13 protein-coding genes and 3 pseudogenes are annotated in these 16,047 nt (G+C 61.4%); 8 read left to right on the top strand and 8 right to left on the bottom strand.

The window, feature by feature from the left end:
* Positions 1–11 precede the first annotated feature (11 nt).
* Positions 12–1,655 carry a chaperonin GroEL gene (groL, locus tag AC0L7P_RS05835; RefSeq protein ID WP_473434874.1) on the top strand — a complete coding sequence of 548 codons (1,644 nt, stop codon included), beginning with the start codon at positions 12–14 and terminating at the stop codon, positions 1,653–1,655.
* 153 nt (positions 1,656–1,808) lie between these two features.
* On the opposite strand, the pseudogene AC0L7P_RS05830 reads toward groL, so the two are convergent.
* Positions 1,809–2,548 (bottom strand): annotated as a pseudogene (locus tag AC0L7P_RS05830) (SDR family oxidoreductase).
* 77 nt (positions 2,549–2,625) lie between these two features.
* Here AC0L7P_RS05830 and argB point away from each other — a divergent pair.
* The 3 genes and pseudogenes from argB to AC0L7P_RS05815 all read left to right on the top strand — a co-directional run bounded on the left by argB (position 2,626) and on the right by AC0L7P_RS05815 (position 4,659).
* Entirely contained in the window at positions 2,626–3,504 is an 879-nt protein-coding gene (gene argB / locus AC0L7P_RS05825) for an acetylglutamate kinase (protein ID WP_473434873.1), read from the top strand.
* Positions 3,501–4,156, top strand: a pseudogene (locus tag AC0L7P_RS05820) (ferredoxin). The gene argB and the pseudogene AC0L7P_RS05820 overlap by 4 nt, the downstream one beginning before the upstream one ends.
* Positions 4,153–4,659 carry a SixA phosphatase family protein gene (locus AC0L7P_RS05815; protein WP_473434872.1) on the top strand — a complete coding sequence of 169 codons (507 nt, stop codon included), beginning with the start codon at positions 4,153–4,155 and terminating at the stop codon, positions 4,657–4,659. Before AC0L7P_RS05820 ends, AC0L7P_RS05815 begins: the two are co-directional and overlap by 4 nt.
* A 113-nt stretch (positions 4,660–4,772) precedes the next feature.
* Here the strand turns inward: AC0L7P_RS05815 and tuf are convergent, their stop codons facing one another.
* The 3 genes from tuf to AC0L7P_RS05800 form a co-directional block, all read right to left on the bottom strand.
* Complete coding sequence (tuf, locus tag AC0L7P_RS05810) at positions 4,773–5,948, bottom strand: elongation factor Tu (RefSeq protein WP_473434118.1); 1,176 nt, start codon at positions 5,946–5,948, stop codon at positions 4,773–4,775.
* 111 nt (positions 5,949–6,059) lie between these two features.
* Positions 6,060–6,665 (bottom strand): hypothetical protein, encoded by a 606-nt coding sequence (locus AC0L7P_RS05805; protein WP_473434871.1) that lies wholly within the window; start codon positions 6,663–6,665, stop codon positions 6,060–6,062.
* A 104-nt stretch (positions 6,666–6,769) separates the two neighbouring features.
* Positions 6,770–9,079 (bottom strand): DNA topoisomerase IV subunit A, encoded by a 2,310-nt coding sequence (locus AC0L7P_RS05800; RefSeq protein WP_473434870.1) that lies wholly within the window; start codon positions 9,077–9,079, stop codon positions 6,770–6,772.
* Between the two features lie 128 nt (positions 9,080–9,207).
* On the opposite strand from AC0L7P_RS05800, the gene AC0L7P_RS05795 reads away from it, so the two are divergent.
* The 4 genes and pseudogenes from AC0L7P_RS05795 (at position 9,208) to AC0L7P_RS05780 (ending at position 11,407) form a co-directional block, all read left to right on the top strand.
* Positions 9,208–9,729: an SH3 domain-containing protein gene (locus tag AC0L7P_RS05795; protein WP_473434869.1), complete on the top strand. Its 522-nt coding sequence runs from the start codon at positions 9,208–9,210 to the stop codon at positions 9,727–9,729.
* Positions 9,726–10,559: an SDR family NAD(P)-dependent oxidoreductase gene (locus AC0L7P_RS05790; RefSeq protein WP_473434868.1), complete on the top strand. Its 834-nt coding sequence runs from the start codon at positions 9,726–9,728 to the stop codon at positions 10,557–10,559. The genes AC0L7P_RS05795 and AC0L7P_RS05790 overlap by 4 nt, the downstream gene beginning before the upstream one ends.
* Before the next feature lie 67 nt (positions 10,560–10,626).
* Positions 10,627–10,833, top strand: coding sequence for a twin transmembrane helix small protein (locus AC0L7P_RS05785; protein ID WP_473434867.1), 207 nt, complete (start codon positions 10,627–10,629; stop codon positions 10,831–10,833).
* A 2-nt stretch (positions 10,834–10,835) separates the two neighbouring features.
* Positions 10,836–11,407, top strand: a pseudogene (locus AC0L7P_RS05780) (cob(I)yrinic acid a,c-diamide adenosyltransferase).
* A 175-nt stretch (positions 11,408–11,582) separates the two neighbouring features.
* Here AC0L7P_RS05780 and AC0L7P_RS05775 read toward each other — a convergent pair.
* From AC0L7P_RS05775 to AC0L7P_RS05760, 4 genes are read right to left on the bottom strand one after another with little or no spacing between them, the layout of a single operon-like run.
* Positions 11,583–12,518 carry a sugar ABC transporter substrate-binding protein gene (locus tag AC0L7P_RS05775; protein ID WP_473434866.1) on the bottom strand — a complete coding sequence of 312 codons (936 nt, stop codon included), beginning with the start codon at positions 12,516–12,518 and terminating at the stop codon, positions 11,583–11,585.
* A 29-nt stretch (positions 12,519–12,547) separates the two neighbouring features.
* The gene (locus AC0L7P_RS05770) at positions 12,548–13,510 is read right to left on the bottom strand and encodes an ABC transporter permease (protein ID WP_473434865.1); all 963 of its coding nucleotides are present in this window, start codon (positions 13,508–13,510) and stop codon (positions 12,548–12,550) included.
* A complete protein-coding gene (locus tag AC0L7P_RS05765; protein WP_473434864.1) occupies positions 13,510–14,508 on the bottom strand; it encodes an ABC transporter permease in 999 nt (332 codons plus the stop codon). Before AC0L7P_RS05765 ends, AC0L7P_RS05770 begins: the two co-directional genes overlap by 1 nt.
* Positions 14,505–15,977, bottom strand: a complete 1,473-nt coding sequence (locus tag AC0L7P_RS05760) for a sugar ABC transporter ATP-binding protein (protein WP_473434863.1) — start codon at positions 15,975–15,977, stop codon at positions 14,505–14,507. The genes AC0L7P_RS05765 and AC0L7P_RS05760 overlap by 4 nt, the downstream gene beginning before the upstream one ends.
* Positions 15,978–16,047 lie beyond the last annotated feature (70 nt).

The raw sequence follows: 16,047 nt of genomic DNA, 5'->3' as shown, positions 1-16,047 counted from the left end.
AGTAAGCTGCAATGGCTGCCAAGGACGTCAAATTCAACACCGACGCGCGTAACCGGATGCTCAAGGGCGTCAACATTCTGGCCGATGCGGTCAAGGTGACCCTCGGCCCCAAAGGCCGTAACGTCGTCATTGACAAATCGTTCGGTGCCCCCCGCATCACCAAGGACGGTGTATCGGTCGCCAAGGAAATCGAACTGGAAGACAAGTTCGAAAACATGGGCGCACAGATGGTAAAGGAAGTCGCTTCCCGCACCAACGATGAGGCCGGCGACGGCACCACCACCGCCACCGTGCTGGCCCAGGCCATCATCAAGGAAGGCCTGAAATCGGTTGCCGCCGGCATGAACCCGATGGATCTCAAGCGCGGCATCGATCTGGCCGTCACCAAGGTTGTCGAGCACATCAAGGCCGCTTCGCGCCCCGTGAACGACAGCGCCGAAGTTGCGCAGGTTGGCACCATTTCCGCCAACGGCGAAGCAGAAATCGGCCGTCAGATCGCTGATGCGATGCAAAAGGTCGGCAACGAAGGTGTTATCACCGTCGAAGAAAACAAAGGCCTGGAAACCGAGACCGACGTGGTCGAAGGGATGCAGTTCGACCGTGGCTTCCTGTCGCCCTATTTCGTGACCAACCCCGACAAGATGGTTGCCGATCTGGAAGACTGCATGATCCTGCTGCACGAGAAGAAACTCTCGTCGCTGCAGCCGATGGTGCCGCTGCTGGAATCCGTCATCCAGTCGCAAAAGCCCCTGCTGATCATCGCCGAAGACGTCGAGGGCGAAGCCCTGGCGACCCTCGTGGTGAACAAGCTGCGTGGCGGTCTGAAAATCGCTGCCGTCAAGGCACCCGGTTTCGGTGATCGTCGCAAGGCCATGCTCCAGGATATCGCCATTCTGACCGGTGGTCAGGTGATCTCCGAAGATCTGGGCATGAAGCTGGAAAACGTCACCATGGACATGCTTGGTTCGGCCAAGAAGGTTACGATCACCAAGGACGAAACAACCATCGTCGACGGTGCTGGTGAAAAGGCCGAGATCGAAGCCCGCGTGGCCCAGATCCGCAACCAGATCGAAGAAACCACGTCCGACTACGACCGCGAAAAACTGCAAGAGCGCGTGGCCAAACTGGCCGGTGGTGTTGCCGTGATCCGCGTTGGCGGCATGACCGAAACCGAAGTGAAAGAGCGCAAGGACCGTGTCGATGACGCGCTGAACGCGACTCGCGCTGCGGTTCAGGAAGGCATCGTCGTTGGCGGTGGTGTGGCTCTGGTGCAGGGTGCCAAGGCGCTCGACGGGCTGAGCGGCGACAACAGCGACCAGAACATCGGGATTTCCATTGTTCGCAAGGCCCTGGAAGCTCCGCTGCGTCAGATCGCCGAAAACTCGGGCGTTGACGGTTCGGTGGTTGCAGGCAAGATCCGTGAATCCGACGATCTCAAGTTCGGCTTCAACGCCCAGACCGAAGAATATGGCGACATGTTCAAGTTCGGCGTCATCGACCCGGCCAAAGTGGTGCGTCACGCGCTGCAAGACGCCGCTTCGATCGCTGGCCTGCTGATCACCACCGAAGCGATGGTGGCTGACAAGCCTTCGAAGGATGGCGGCGCTGGCGGCGGCGGCATGCCCGACATGGGCGGCATGGGCGGCATGATGTAAGACGCGTTTCGCAAGAAACACGTCCGGGAAAAGGTGATCGGCCCATGCCGATCACCGACGCCCCCGAACATCGCATAAAAAAGGGGGCCTTCTGGCCCCCTTTTCCTTACCCGAACGTGAAACCGCGAAACGGCCAGCGAACAGATCAACACTTCAGACGTGTTGGCCTGCATTCACCTCAATTTCGGTTCCCGTCACATAGCTCGACTGGGCCGAACAAAGAAAATAAATCACATCGGCCACCTCGCCGGGCTGCCCCAACCGGCGAAGGGGCAAATTCTCGACAATCTTTTCGGTGCCGGGCGACAGGATCGAGGTTTCAACCTCGCCCGGTGCGATGGCATTGACCCGCACCCCAAGCGGCCCGAAATCATGGGCCATTTCACGGGTCAGCGCCGCCAGCGCCGCCTTGGACGTGGCATAGGCCGCACCGGCAAAGGGATGCACCCGCGCCCCGGCAATGGAGGTGACATTCACGATCGCCCCTTTTGCCGCCGCCAGTTCATCGCGCAGGCCCCGCGCCAGAACCACCGGCGCAAAGAAATTGACGTGAAACACTTGCCCCCAGGTCCGCAGATCGGTGTTGATGGTATCAAGCCGCCCGCCCTCTGGCCCCTTGGGGGAAATCCCGGCATTGTTCACCAGCGCATCCAGCTGACCGTCCAGTTTTTCGCGTATTTCACCGATGGCGCGGATCGTGTCGTTCGGGTCTGCCAGATCAATCTGAATGTGGTTGTCCGCGCCCCCGGCCAGGGGCAGCGTTCATCAAAAGGTTGGCGTGAACAGGTCAGCACGCGCCAACCCTCGGCCGAGAACCGTTTCACCGTTGCATGGCCGATACCGCGGCTTGCGCCGGTCAGCACCAGTGTTCGTTGTCGGGGTGTGTCGTCCACGATGTGATCCCTCCGGGTTCACCCCTTGAGCGGGGTCACGCAACAGATTAACAGGGGTGAACCGATCAGGGACAGCCATGAAAAAGCAGACAACCATGAAAAGCGATTGGATCGCCACAGCACAGACCCTCAACGCCGCTCTGCCCTATTTGCAGAAATACGATGGGGCCACTGTTGTCATAAAACTGGGCGGTCACGCCATGGGCAGTGACGAAGGCATGGCCAGTTTCGCGCGCGATGTCGTGTTCATGCAGCAGACCGGGGTAAACCCGGTGATCGTGCATGGGGGCGGGCCACAGATCAACGCGATGCTGGAACGCCTCGCCATCCAGAGCGAATTCGTGCGCGGCAAGCGGGTGACCGATCTGGCCACCATGGAAGTGGTCGAAATGGTGCTGTCGGGCCTGATCAACAAACGGATCGTGCAGGCGGTAAACGCGGCGGGTGGCGGTGTGGTGCGCGCCGTGGGCCTGTCGGGCAAGGATGCCAACCTGATGGTCTGTGAACAGGCCGACCCAACACTGGGATTTGTCGGCACGCCCGTGGCCTATAACCCCGAATTCCTGCGCTCGCTTCACAGCGCCGAGATTATCCCGGTGATCGCCCCCATTGGCGCGGGGCGGGGTGGCGAAACATTTAACGTCAACGGCGATACGGCGGCAGGGGCGATTGCCGCCTCGCTCAGGGCTGACCGGTTGTTGTTGCTGACCGATGTGGCGGGGGTGAAAAATGGCGATGGCGACGTGGTGACAGAAATGACGCCCGAACAGATCCGCCTGATGATCGACGAAGGTATTATCGCGGGCGGAATGATTCCCAAGGTGGAAACCGCGCTGGATTCCATCGAGGGCGGCGTGCGCGCCGTGGTCATTCTGGATGGCCGCGCCGCCAATGCCTGCCTGTTGGAGCTTTACACCGACCACGGCGCCGGAAGCCTGATCCGCGCCCCGAGATGAGCCCCGCACACGACCTTGGGGCAATCACCGGCATACTGGCGCCCCATCATCTGAGTGTTTTGGGCGGTTTTCACCCCGCCCCCGGCGACGCAGTGCCAAAGGGCACCGCAACCCTGCTGCTGATCGGGCCAAATGAGCCGAATTTCTGGCCGCACTTCACCGCCACCCCCGAATATCACGACACAGCGCCACAACCGCTGGACCGGTGGTCGCGCCGGATATTGGAGGGCGTGGCGCGCACGTTCAGTGCCACCGCCCTGTTTCCATTCGGTGGCCCGCCCTGGCATCCGTTCGTTAGTTGGGCGCTGAAAACCGGGCGGGCCTGGCATTCTCCCGTGGGGCTTCTGGTTCATGACACGGCGGGCCTGTTTGTCAGCTTTCGCGGCGCACTGGCCTTGTCTGAGCGGCTGGACCTGCCGCCCCCGGAGCATCGCCTTGCACCCAATGCGCCGATCAACCCTGCCGCACCGCCTGCCCCGTCGCGGCCCTGACCCCCGACGGTTATGACGTGCCGGGCTGCCGCGCATATCTCACCACCGGGCCGGGCGCGGCCTGCATGACACAGGGGTGTGCCGTGCGCCGTGCCTGCCCTGTGGGCCAGAACCGCCTGCCCGCACAATCCGCCTTTCACATGAAAGCCTTTGCCCGATGACCCTGCGCCTGATCCTGATCCGCCATGCGAAATCCGACTGGGACGATCCGACAGTGGACGATCACGACCGCCCCCTGAATGCACGCGGCAGGGCATCCGCCCAGGCCATGGGCCAGTGGCTGCGCGATCAGGGCCATGTACCGGCTCAGGCGTTGGTCTCCACCGCGCGGCGCGCCGTCGAGACATGGAAGGGGATGCAACCCGCGCTGCCCGCCTGCGCGCCGGAATTCGGCCACAACCTGTATCACGCAAGCCCCGACAGGATGCTGGCGGTTCTGGCAAAGGCATCTGCCGACTGCGTTCTGATGGTCGGGCACAATCCCGGCAGCGCGCTCCTGGCCGAAGCGTTGGTGCGACGTCTGCCTGCGCATCCCGGGTTCCGCGCCTATCCCACCTGCGCGACGCTCGTGGTTGATTTCGACGTGGAGGATTGGGCGCTGGTACTGCCGGGTCAGGGACAAGTGGTGGATTTCACTGTCCCGCGCGATGTGCTGGGCGGCTGACATCAAAACGCCCGCAGGTTTCCTTGCGGGCGTTTCAATCTGATCCAGCGTCTCATCGGTCCTGTCGTCCCTCTTCGCGAAGAGCGACCGTCAGGGAGCGATGAGCGCGCCGCTTATTCGGTGATCTTGCTCACCACGCCGGCGCCGACGGTGCGGCCACCTTCGCGGATGGCAAAACGCAGGCCCTGCTCCATGGCGATCGGTGCGATCAGTTCAACACCGAAAGACACGTTATCGCCCGGCATCACCATTTCCGTACCTTCGGCCAGAACAACCGTCCCCGTCACATCCGTCGTGCGGAAATAGAACTGCGGACGATAGTTGGCAAAGAACGGCGTGTGACGGCCACCCTCTTCCTTGGTCAGGATATAGGCCTCGGCCTCGAACTTGGTGTGCGGCGTCACCGAACCCGGCTTGGCCAGAACCTGACCGCGCTCGACGCCATCACGATCCACACCGCGCAGCAGCGCGCCGATGTTGTCGCCCGCCTCACCACGATCCAGCAGCTTGCGGAACATTTCCACACCGGTGCAGGTCGTCTTCTTGGTGTCGCGGATACCGATGATTTCGATCTCGTCGCCCACGTTGATCACGCCCCGTTCCACACGACCGGTCACAACCGTGCCGCGACCGGAAATCGAGAACACATCCTCGACCGGCATCAGGAACGGCTGATCCACAGCACGTTCGGGGGTCGGGATGAATTCATCCACGGCCGCCATCAGCTTGCGGATCGATTCTTCGCCGATCTCGGGATCGGTGCCGTTCATCGCCGCCAGAGCAGACCCGGGAATGACCGGAATGTCGTCGCCGGGGTAATCATAGGACGACAGAAGCTCGCGGATTTCCATCTCGACCAGCTCAAGCAGCTCTTCGTCGTCAACCTGATCGACCTTGTTCATGTAAACAACCATGGTGGGGATACCCACCTGGCGGCCCAGCAGAATATGCTCGCGGGTTTGCGGCATCGGGCCATCGGCGGCGTTCACAACCAGGATCGCGCCATCCATCTGTGCCGCACCGGTGATCATGTTCTTCACATAGTCGGCGTGGCCGGGGCAATCGACGTGGGCATAGTGGCGTGCCTCGGTCTCATATTCCACATGCGCGGTCGAGATCGTGATGCCGCGGGCCTTTTCCTCGGGCGCGCCGTCAATCTGGTCATAGGCCTGAAAATCACCGAAATACTTCGTGATCGCAGCCGTCAATGTCGTCTTGCCGTGGTCAACGTGACCAATCGTGCCGATGTTCACATGCGGTTTGTTACGTTCAAACTTTGCCTTTGCCATGGTGGCGTCACCTTGTGCTTGGGCCCGGGACGGCCCGATTCAAACCGAGGCCAGAGCATGGCCCGACGATAACGCGCGCTCTCTATCGCCCGGCGGGGGCAAAATCAAGCGTCACTTGAGCGCGGCCAGCTTGGCCTCTTGTTCGGCCCGGTCAAACGGGGTGCGGGGGGTGTCGGGATCGGGAACGAACCATTCCTGATGCTTGGCCAGCCATTCCTGCACCAGACGCGCGCCTTCGCGGGAAAGGTTGGCCAGTTGCTCTTCCTTGCCGCGCGCGATGCCCGACCCGATGATCGGGGCACTGTTTTCCAGGCCCTCAAACGCCGTGATGCGGAAGGGTTCCTTGGTCAGCTTCAACCCCGTCGCGTTGTCATAGATGTTCACGTCGAAAATCATCACGGACTTCGGCGTATAGACAACCGGCAATCCGGGCTGTGCCAGAACATATCCGCCAATCGAAATCCCGAAATGATACAGCCCATTGCCATCATATCGGATGAACCGTTGCTTGATCGCGGCGGCCAATGCCTCGCTCAGCTCATCTTCGGTGGCATCGCGCGAAAACGGCCCCTGCTGCACATCAATGGCACGCACCACCACATGCCCCAGACGGAAATCGCCCAGCGGCAAAAGTTCGCCATCGGGGTCGGTATTGGCGCAGGCGGCAACCAGCAACAGCAGGCAGGGGGCCAAAAGACGGCGGGCAATCGAAAACATCGGGCAGCGTTCCTTGGTCAGGTCTGGATCATGCGAACCGACCCAGAGTTAGCGCAGCCTTGCGTGCTGTGCAATCAGGCGGCGTTCCCCCTGCGCCTTCACGCTCATGTAAAGCGGTTGTCGCGGGGAAAGCCGCGCGGGGCCATGCGGCCCGAACTGGCACGTTTGCCCATCCATTCCGCCAGCGCAGATTCGGTGCGGGTGCGCCCGGCCGGGTCTTTCCACGAAAGACCATCGGCCAGGGTAAAGGTCGTCGCATCCGACAGACCGCCATCCTTGTAACTTTGCAGGCGCACGCCCTTGCCCCGGCCCATTTCGGGCAGTTCGGCCACGGGAAACACCAGAACCTTGCGGTTTTCACCCACCACCGCCACATGATCGCCACTGATCCGATGACAGACGGCGGCGCGCACGCCCGGTTTGACGTTCAGCGCCTGTTTGCCGCTGCGGGTCTGGGCGATCACGTCATCCTCGGCCACCACAAACCCGTCACCGGCGCTGGAGGCCAGCAACAGCCGGGTTCCCGGCACATGGATGAACAGATCAGTGATTTCCGCCTCGTTCGGCAGATCGACGATCAGGCGCAGGGGTTCGCCCATACCGCGCCCACCGGGCAGATTGCTGGCCTGAATGGTGTAAAACCGCCCGTTGCTGCCGAACAGCAGCAGCTTGTCGGTGGTTTCGGCATGGAACATGAACCGGGCCGAATCGCCGTCCTTGAACTTCAGTTCCTTGTCCAGCGCCACATGGCCGGACAGGGCGCGCACCCAGCCCATTTGCGAACAGACCACGGTAATCGGCTCTCGTTCGATCATTGCCTCAAGCGGCACATCCTCAACCACGCCGGCCTCGGCAAACCGGCTCAGCCGCCCGCCACGGGGTGCGGTTTTGCCGAACTGCTTGCGGGTTTCGCGCAGTTGATCGGAAATCGCCGACCATTGCACCTCGCCGTTGGCCAACAGATCCTCAAGCCCGGCGCGTTCGGCAAGCAGGGCGTCACGCTCGCGTTTCAGCTCCAACTCCTCCAGACGGCGCAGGGATCGCAGGCGCATGTTCAGGATCGCCTCGGATTGCACCTCGGTCAGGTCCGGCTCCTCCGATTTGGCCGGCAGGGGCGAACGATAATCATCCTCGGATGTGGCGCGGGGCGGCGTATTGCCCCAATCCTGAAACATCAGCGCCTCTTTCGGGGCGTCGTCATAGCGGATGATATCAATCACCCGGTCAAGGTTGAGGAAGGCGATGATGAAACCTTCCAGCACCTCAAGGCGATGGTCGATCTTTTCCAGCCGGTGCTGGCTGCGGCGTAACAGAACCTCGCGCCGGTGATCGAGAAAGGCGCGCAGCACCTCTTTCAGGCTGCACACCTTGGGGGTGCGCCCGTCGATCAACACATTCATGTTCAGGGAAAACCGCGTTTCCAGATCGGAATTGCGAAACAGCGCATTCATCAGAACATCGGCATCGACACTGCGCGATTTCGGTTCGATCACCAGCCGGATATCATCGGCGGATTCATCGCGCACATCCCCGAAGATCGGGATCTTCTTGATCTGGATCAGTTCTGCCAGCTTCTCGATCAGCTTGGATTTCTGCACCTGATAGGGGATTTCCGTGACGATAATCTGCCACTGGCCCCGGCCCAGTTCCTCGATCTCCCATTTACAGCGCAGGCGAAACGCGCCGCGCCCGGTGCGATAGGCCTCGGCTATGCTTTCCCTGGGTTCGACAATCACCCCGCCGGTGGGAAAATCGGGGCCGGGCACATAATTCAGCAGGGTTTCATCCCGCGCATCCGGCGTCTTGATCAGATGCAGGCAGGCGCCGATCAGTTCGTCAATGTTGTGGGGCGGAATGTTGGTGGCCATGCCAACAGCAATGCCGGACGATCCGTTGGCCAACAGGTTGGGAAACGCCGCCGGCAGAACGACAGGTTCGGTCAGGGTGCCATCGTAATTGTCGCGGAAATCGACGGCATTCTCGGTCAGCCCCTCCATCAGCGCCTCGGCGGCGGCGGTCATCCGCGCCTCGGTGTACCGAGAGGCGGCGGGGTTATCGCCGTCGATGTTGCCAAAGTTGCCCTGCCCGTCCACCAGCGGATAACGAACGTTGAAATCCTGCGCGAGCCGCGCCATCGCGTCATAGATCGCCGCATCGCCGTGGGGGTGGTAATTGCCCATGACATCGCCGGAAATCTTGGCCGATTTGCGAAATCCACCGCCGGGTGACAGGCGCAATTCGCGCATGGCATACAAGATGCGCCGATGCACCGGTTTCAGGCCATCGCGGGCATCGGGCAACGCCCGGTGCATGATCGTGGACAGGGCATAGGTCAGATACCGCTCACCGATGGCACGGCGAAGGGTCTCGGTCGGGTCGGTCGGGATCGCCGGAAGATCGGTTTCATCACTCATGGCGCCGGGATAGCCCCCGGCGCGCGCCGCGACAAGCGAGAGGGTGCATTTTTGAAAGATTTGCGGGGGACAAATGTTCAACTTCTGCTAAAACAGCACAAAAGCGTGAGGGTTCGGGTATGATACGCATGGTCCTGTTACTGATGTTCGGCATCGGTGCGACAATGGTTTTCTATGGCAACGACAACGGATTGCCCCAGGGCAGCGATGACGGCGGCGCCAACGTCAGCCAGACAGCCAGCAACGAACCCGGCCTGCTGACCCGGGTTGGTGCCCTGATCGAAGATGCCGGATCGAACACCACCGAAGGCGAACGCGTGCCGCTCAAGGATGAAAACCGCGCCGTGGAAATCGCCCTTGCCGCCACAGTGGCCCATGACACCCCCGCCCCCGCCCCGGTGCGCGAAACCGAGGTAAGCGCCGCTGGCACCACCCCGGAAGAGGCGGGCGTGTGGTATGTCACCGGCACCCGGGTGAACCTGCGCGGCGGCCCTTCAACCGCCGACAGCGTGGTCGGGCAGGTCGTGCGTGGCCAAAAGGCCAAGGTGATCGAGGAAACCGATGACGGCTGGTATCGTATCCGCACTGCCGACGACGATCAGGACGGTTTCATATTCGGAAAATTCCTGAGCCAGAACCGCCCCGGGTGAACGCGCGGAAATCCATTCTGATCACCGGATGCTCCAGCGGCATCGGGTATGATGCAGCACTTGCCCTGCGCGATCGTGGCTGGCAAGTGTTCGCCGCCTGTCGGGCGCAGGCCGATTGCGACCGACTGCGCGCCATGGGGCTGGCGGCACCACTGATTGATTACGCCCGGCCCGACACGCTCCGTTCGGGGTTGGCCGAGGTGCTGGACACCACGGGCGGCACGTTGGACGCCCTGTTCAACAACGGCGCCTTTGCCCTGCCCGGCGCGGTCGAGGATCTGCCCCGTGACGGGCTGCGCGCCCTGTTCGAGGTGAACCTGTTCGGCGTTCACGATCTGACCACCCGGGTCATTCCGGTGATGCGCGCGCAGGGGCATGGGCGGATCGTCAATTGTTCCTCGGTTCTGGGCCTTGTTTCGCTGCACTGGCGCGGGGCCTATGTGGCCAGCAAATTCGCGCTGGAGGGGCTGAGCGACACCCTGCGGCTGGAAATGGCCGACACCCCCCTGCATATCATCCTGATCGAACCGGGGCCGATCACATCGAAAATCCGCGCCAATTCAATTCCGCATTTTGAACGCTGGATCGACTGGAAGGCGTCGCCCCGGCGCGCCCAATACGAATCGTCCCTGATCCCCCGACTGTATGAAAAACGCGGACCGGACCGGTTTGAACTGCCCCCAACGGCAACCACAAAGGCGCTGATCAAGGCGCTGGAACGCAAGCGCCCTGCCCCGCGCTATCGTGTCACAACCCCGACCAAATTCATGAACATTGCCCGGCGCATCCTGCCCACCCGCGCCCTTGATTGGCTGATTTCGCGGGCCTGACACGCCATAATCCATTTCGCTTTTGCCGCCCAGCCCGCTAGATCATTAAAAAACAATGCGAGGCCCCATGTTTCACGATCCCTTCTTTATCGTCGTCGTCATTTCGGTTCTTGTCGTGCTTGGTATTCTGATGCTGGGCATCGGCGGGTTTGCCAAGGGTGGCGATTTCAACCGCAAACATGCCAACCGCATCATGCGATGGCGCATCTATGCCCAGGCATTCGCGATCGTGGTGATCCTTGCCTTTGTCTTTTTCCGCCGCACCGGAGGCTGACCATGGTTGTTCTGTCAAAAATCTATACCAAAACCGGGGACAAGGGCGAAACCGCCCTGGGCAACGGTGCGCGGGTGGCCAAACATGCCCTGCGGGTCAATGCCTATGGCACCGTGGATGAAACCAACGCCACCGTTGGTCTGGCCCGCCAGCACGCGACGGGCGAGATGGACGCGCGGCTGGCCCTGATCCAGAATGATCTGTTCGATCTGGGCGCCGACCTTTGCCGCCCCGACATGGATCGCGACGCCGAGGCCGAATACCCGCCCCTGCGCATGGCCGCCGCACAGGTGGCCCGGCTGGAATCAGAGATCGACGCGATGAATACCGCGCTTACCCCCCTGCGCAGTTTCGTTCTGCCGGGGGGTCGGCGCTGGCGGCGCAGTTGCACCTGTGCCGCACCGTATCGCGCCGGGCCGAGCGGTTGTCGGTTGAACTGGCCACTGTCGAATCCCTGAACCCGGCGGGATTGCATTATCTGAACCGGCTGTCGGATTGGTTCTTTGTCGCCTCGCGCATCGCCAACGATAACGGCAAGGCCGATGTTCTGTGGGTTCCCGGAGCGAACCGCTGACGGCACAAACAACAAACCCGGCACAGGGGCCGGGTTTGTCCTTGGTCTGGTAAAGCGTGAAAATCCGGTGCGTTACAGCACTTCTCGCAATACCTGAAACACTCAGTATCACCCAACGCGTTGAAATCTCTGATTTCAGGCAGTGTTGGGTGATACAGGTTTTTGCGAAAGTGCTTTAAAAGGCAGGCTCTACGGTTTCGACGTTTTCCTTGGTCACGACGGTCAGCGGAATTGGCAGCCGCGCGCCCACTTCCTTGCCGTCCAGAATGTTCGCCATGGTGTCGATGGCCAGTTTTCCGTCTTCGGCGGGGGATTGCACGATGGTCGAATACATCTCACCCGAACGGATGGAATCAAACGCATCGCGCTGGCCGTTGATCCCGACGATGGGCGGGGTCGGCGTGGCGCCATGTGCCTCTTTCCAGGCGTCGATGAAACCACGGGCCATGGTATCGTCGTTGGCGTAAACGCCCATGATTTTATCACCAAAGCGGGTGATCAGATCGCGGCTGGCCACCAGCGCCTTTTGCTGATCGAAATCGGCGTTGACCGTATCGAGAACCTCGATCTTGCTGTCCAGTTCCTTGAGCCGGTCAACAAAGCCGCCGACGCGCCCGATCGTGGTGCCGTTACCGGCCTGTCCGGCGATGATGATGATGCTGCCTTCGCCGCCCATGGCGGTGCTGAGCGAATCCGCCGCCATCGCGCCTTCTTCATAGACGTCAGGGCCGGTAAAGGATTTGATGAATTCGTTGGCTTGATCGCTCATCGGGGAATTGATCAGGATCGACGGAATGCCCGCCGCCTGTGCCCGGGCCAGACCGGGAATATAGGCTTGCGGGTCAAGCGGCCACAGGATGATGCCATCGGCCTTGCGCGCGATGCAGGTGTTCAACTGTTCGGTGCCGGTCTGCACATCGAAATTCTGGCTGAGGGTCAGAACCTCAAGCCCCAGTTCATCGGCGCGGGCCGTCAGCGCCTCGTTGGCGGGGGTGGCATAGGCGTGGGCATCTGCCGCTGTGATATAGCAGACGGTCTTTGCCTCGGCCGCGCCAACAGCGGCCATAAGCGCAAGCGCGCTTACCAATGATGTCGTAATCCGAAGTGCCATGTTATTCCTCCTGTTGATGGCGTCGTTGTTCATGTGGATGGGGCGCCTGCGCTATGCGCACGGGCGCGCGGTTTCACGGTGCGGTCAAGCACGACCAGCAGGATAAGGATGAACCCCGCGACAACCTGCTGAAAATAGGCCGGGACGGATGAAAACTCCATCGCCGTGGTCAGGGATGCGATGGTCAGCACACCGCCCAGCGTCCCAAGGGCCGAACCCCGGCCCCCTTCCAACCGGGTGCCGCCAACCACCACCGCCGCGATAACCATTACCGTCAGTTCCGACCCGAACACCGGCGATCCGGTGTTCGTGGCAAGGCTTTGCAACACGCCCGCAACCCCGGCCATGGCGCTGGCAAAGATGAAACCGGCGGCCATGGTCCAGCCAACGGAAATGCCGCTTGCCTCGGCCGCCGGCGCGCTGGAGCCGACGGCAAACAGGTTGCGCCCCGCAACCGAGCGGGTCAGCCAGATATGCAGCAACAGAATTCCGACCAGAAACAGCGCACTGCGCACCGTGAACAGGTCGAAATAGATACGCGCCAGCGAAATCGAGAACATGATGTCCGTTCCCGCAACCGGCTGACTGTCGGTCAGCCAATGGGCGATCGAGCGAAAGATCAACATGGTGGCCAGCGTGGCGACCAGCGCATTCACCTTGAACACCACCGACAGAATGGCGTTCACACCGCCACAGGCCGCCCCGGCCAAGACCCCGACCACAGCCGCCGGGCCAAGGCCGAGGCTCGGCTGTAACGACACCGCAACGATCCCGGAAAGGGCGAAAACCGAGCCGACGGACAGGTCAATCTGCCCGGCGATCAACAGCACGGTCAGGCCAATGGCGATCAACCCGATGGTGGAACTGCGATCCAATCCAAGGCTGAGCGTCGTCAGCCCGAAAAAACCGGGCACCAGCACCGCGGCGACAAGAACCGTCAGCCCAAGGATAATACCAACGCGGTAGCGTACGAATTGCGCAAGAATATCCATCAGGCGACTCCCCGTCGGCGCAGCGCCACGTCAAAGGCCACGGCAACGGCGATCAGCAGGCCCAGAACAAAACCCTGCGTCGGTGTGCGGACCCCCTCCAACACCATGACATTGGTGAGGACCGACACAAAGATCAGCCCGATAACGGCGCGCGGCACCGATCCGAATCCGCCCATGATCGACACGCCGCCCACAACCACGGCTGTGATCGCGCTAAACTCATACCCCGTTCCGACCAGGGGGCGCGCACTTTGCAAGGTAAGGCCCAACAGCCCGCCACTCAGCCCGGCGCACAACCCGGTGATCACAAACGCCCCGGCCTTGACCGCGCGCACCGGCACGGCACTGGCGGCGGCGGCGGTGGCATTGCTGCCAATGGCAAATGTCCAGCGCCCCCAAATGGTGCGCGCCAGCACGAAATGCCCGATCACCGTGATGACCAGAAAAATCACAACGATGGTCGGAATGCCCATGATCCGGCTTTTCACAAATTCCGCCGAGGCTGGGTTGGTGCCATAAACGATAACACCGCCCACCGCCGCCTGAACGATGCCCAGAACGATGGTTCCGACGCCCAACGTTGCGATGATCGGGTTGATCCCGACATACCCCACCAGAATGCCACTGATCAGCCCGCAAAACCCCGCCAAGGCAACCGCCACCATAAAGGCAGGCACCGCGCCGATTGTCGGCTGCAAGGCCAGTGACAGGATGGCGCCACAGGCAATGGTCGCAGGCACCGACAGATCGGCCAGCCCGCCGACGACCAGAACGAATGTCATGCCAACCACGACAATGCCGACAATGGCCATGGACGTCAGGATGTTGACCATGTTTCCGGTCGTAAAGAAAACCGGGCTGCTGATCGCGCCGAAAATGACCACAACAACAATGGCCAGGCCAAGCCCGGCTTTCGACAACAGTTCCAACATGGTGGAATTGCGCTGAAACCGGCTGTTGGTGCCTTGGGCGGATGCCGTTACGCTGCTGTCTGTCATGCGATATCCTCGCCCGTTGCCAGGGCCATGATGCGTTCCTCACTCAGTTCTGCACGGTCCAGCGGCGGCGAGGCGCGCCCGTCGCGCATGACGACCACGCGATCACAAACGCCCAGCACCTCGGGCAATTCGGATGAGATCATCACTACAGCCATGCCCTTGGCCACCAATTCGCCAATGATCCGGTGAATTTCAGCCTTGGCACCCACATCGACGCCCCGGGTCGGTTCATCCAGAATCAACACCGTTGGGTTGGCTGCGAGCCACTTTGACAGAACCGCCTTTTGCTGATTGCCCCCCGACAACAGGTTGATCCGGCGTTCGGGGTCAGGTGGCGCGATGCCAAGGTCCGCCGCGTATTTCGCCGCCAGTGTCCTGTCGGCGGTCAGGCTGATATAGCCCAGCCGCGACAGGTATTTCAGCACCGGCAGGCTGATGTTTTCGCGCACCGACATGGCGGGGATGATGCCTTCGCCCTTGCGGTCTTCGGGAACGTAAACGATCCCCGCTTCGACCGCTGCGGCGGGCGATGAAATGGTCACAGGCACGCCGTTTATCTCAAGTGTGCCGGCGGTCAGCGGGGCCAGGCCAAAAATCGCCTTGGCCACCTCGGTGCGCCCTGCCCCGACAAGGCCGGTCAACCCCAGGATTTCGCCCGCGCGCACATCAAAACTGACATCCTCAAAACTGTCGCCATCGCCAAGGCCGGTGGCGCGCAATTTCAACTCGCCAATCGTGGATTCCACTTTGGGAAACACATTCGCCACCTCGCGCCCCACCATCAGGCGGATCATTTCAGCGGCGGTGATGCCCCGGGCCGGACGGGTTTCGATCATCGCGCCGTCGCGCAGGATCGTGACATCATCGGCAATATCCAACACTTCCTTAAGGCGATGGCTGATATAGATGATGGCGATTCCCGCATCTTTCATCTTGCGCAACACCCGGAACAGGGCCGCCGCCTCGTGTTCGCTCAGGCTTGAGGTCGGTTCATCCAGCACGATGATGCGCGGCGCAGCGGCATAGGCCTTGGCGATTTCCACCAATTGTTGCTGGCTGATCGACAGATCACCAAGGCGCGCCGCCGGGTCGATTTTCGCACCGATTTCGGCCAGAATTTCCCGGGCACCGCGCACCATGGCAGCGCGATCCGCCAGGCCCCATTTGCGCGGCATCCGGCCCAGAAAAACATTTTCCGCAACGCTCAGATCCGGGGCAAGGTTCAACTCCTGATGGACCATCCGAATGCCATGGCGCTGCGCATCGGCCGGTTTGCGCATTCGGATTTCGACACCGGCAATTTCCGTTGTGCCGCTGGTGGGAAGATAGATACCGCTCAGCACCTTCATCAGCGTCGATTTACCAGCACCGTTTTCACCAACGATGGCGTGGATACGCCCGAAATCCACCGCAAAATTAACGTCTGAAAGGGCCTTAACCCCGGGGAATGTCTTGGTAATCCCCCGCATTCTGAGGGCCGTTGCCTGATTTTCCATACGTCCCCCCTCGCGCCTGTCGTTTCCTGTTACACTAATATAA

It is taken from the genome of Oceaniglobus sp. K40-3 (genome assembly GCF_055808395.1).
The sequence above is the reverse complement of the archived record's forward strand: the minus strand, read 5'-3'. Positions and strand labels throughout refer to the sequence as shown.

Coding starts and splice junctions, on each gene's coding strand:
- AC0L7P_RS05815 (WP_473434872.1), top strand. CDS start 4,153: ATGACCCTGCGCCTGATCCTGATCCGCCATGCGAAATCCGACTGGGAC.
- AC0L7P_RS05770 (WP_473434865.1), bottom strand. CDS start 13,510: ATGGATATTCTTGCGCAATTCGTACGCTACCGCGTTGGTATTATCCTT.
- AC0L7P_RS05800 (WP_473434870.1), bottom strand. CDS start 9,079: ATGAGTGATGAAACCGATCTTCCGGCGATCCCGACCGACCCGACCGAG.
- AC0L7P_RS05765 (WP_473434864.1), bottom strand. CDS start 14,508: ATGACAGACAGCAGCGTAACGGCATCCGCCCAAGGCACCAACAGCCGG.
- groL (WP_473434874.1), top strand. CDS start 12: ATGGCTGCCAAGGACGTCAAATTCAACACCGACGCGCGTAACCGGATG.
- AC0L7P_RS05805 (WP_473434871.1), bottom strand. CDS start 6,665: ATGTTTTCGATTGCCCGCCGTCTTTTGGCCCCCTGCCTGCTGTTGCTG.
- argB (WP_473434873.1), top strand. CDS start 2,626: ATGAAAAAGCAGACAACCATGAAAAGCGATTGGATCGCCACAGCACAG.
- tuf (WP_473434118.1), bottom strand. CDS start 5,948: ATGGCAAAGGCAAAGTTTGAACGTAACAAACCGCATGTGAACATCGGC.
- AC0L7P_RS05795 (WP_473434869.1), top strand. CDS start 9,208: ATGGTCCTGTTACTGATGTTCGGCATCGGTGCGACAATGGTTTTCTAT.
- AC0L7P_RS05785 (WP_473434867.1), top strand. CDS start 10,627: ATGTTTCACGATCCCTTCTTTATCGTCGTCGTCATTTCGGTTCTTGTC.
- AC0L7P_RS05760 (WP_473434863.1), bottom strand. CDS start 15,977: ATGCGGGGGATTACCAAGACATTCCCCGGGGTTAAGGCCCTTTCAGAC.
- AC0L7P_RS05775 (WP_473434866.1), bottom strand. CDS start 12,518: ATGGCACTTCGGATTACGACATCATTGGTAAGCGCGCTTGCGCTTATG.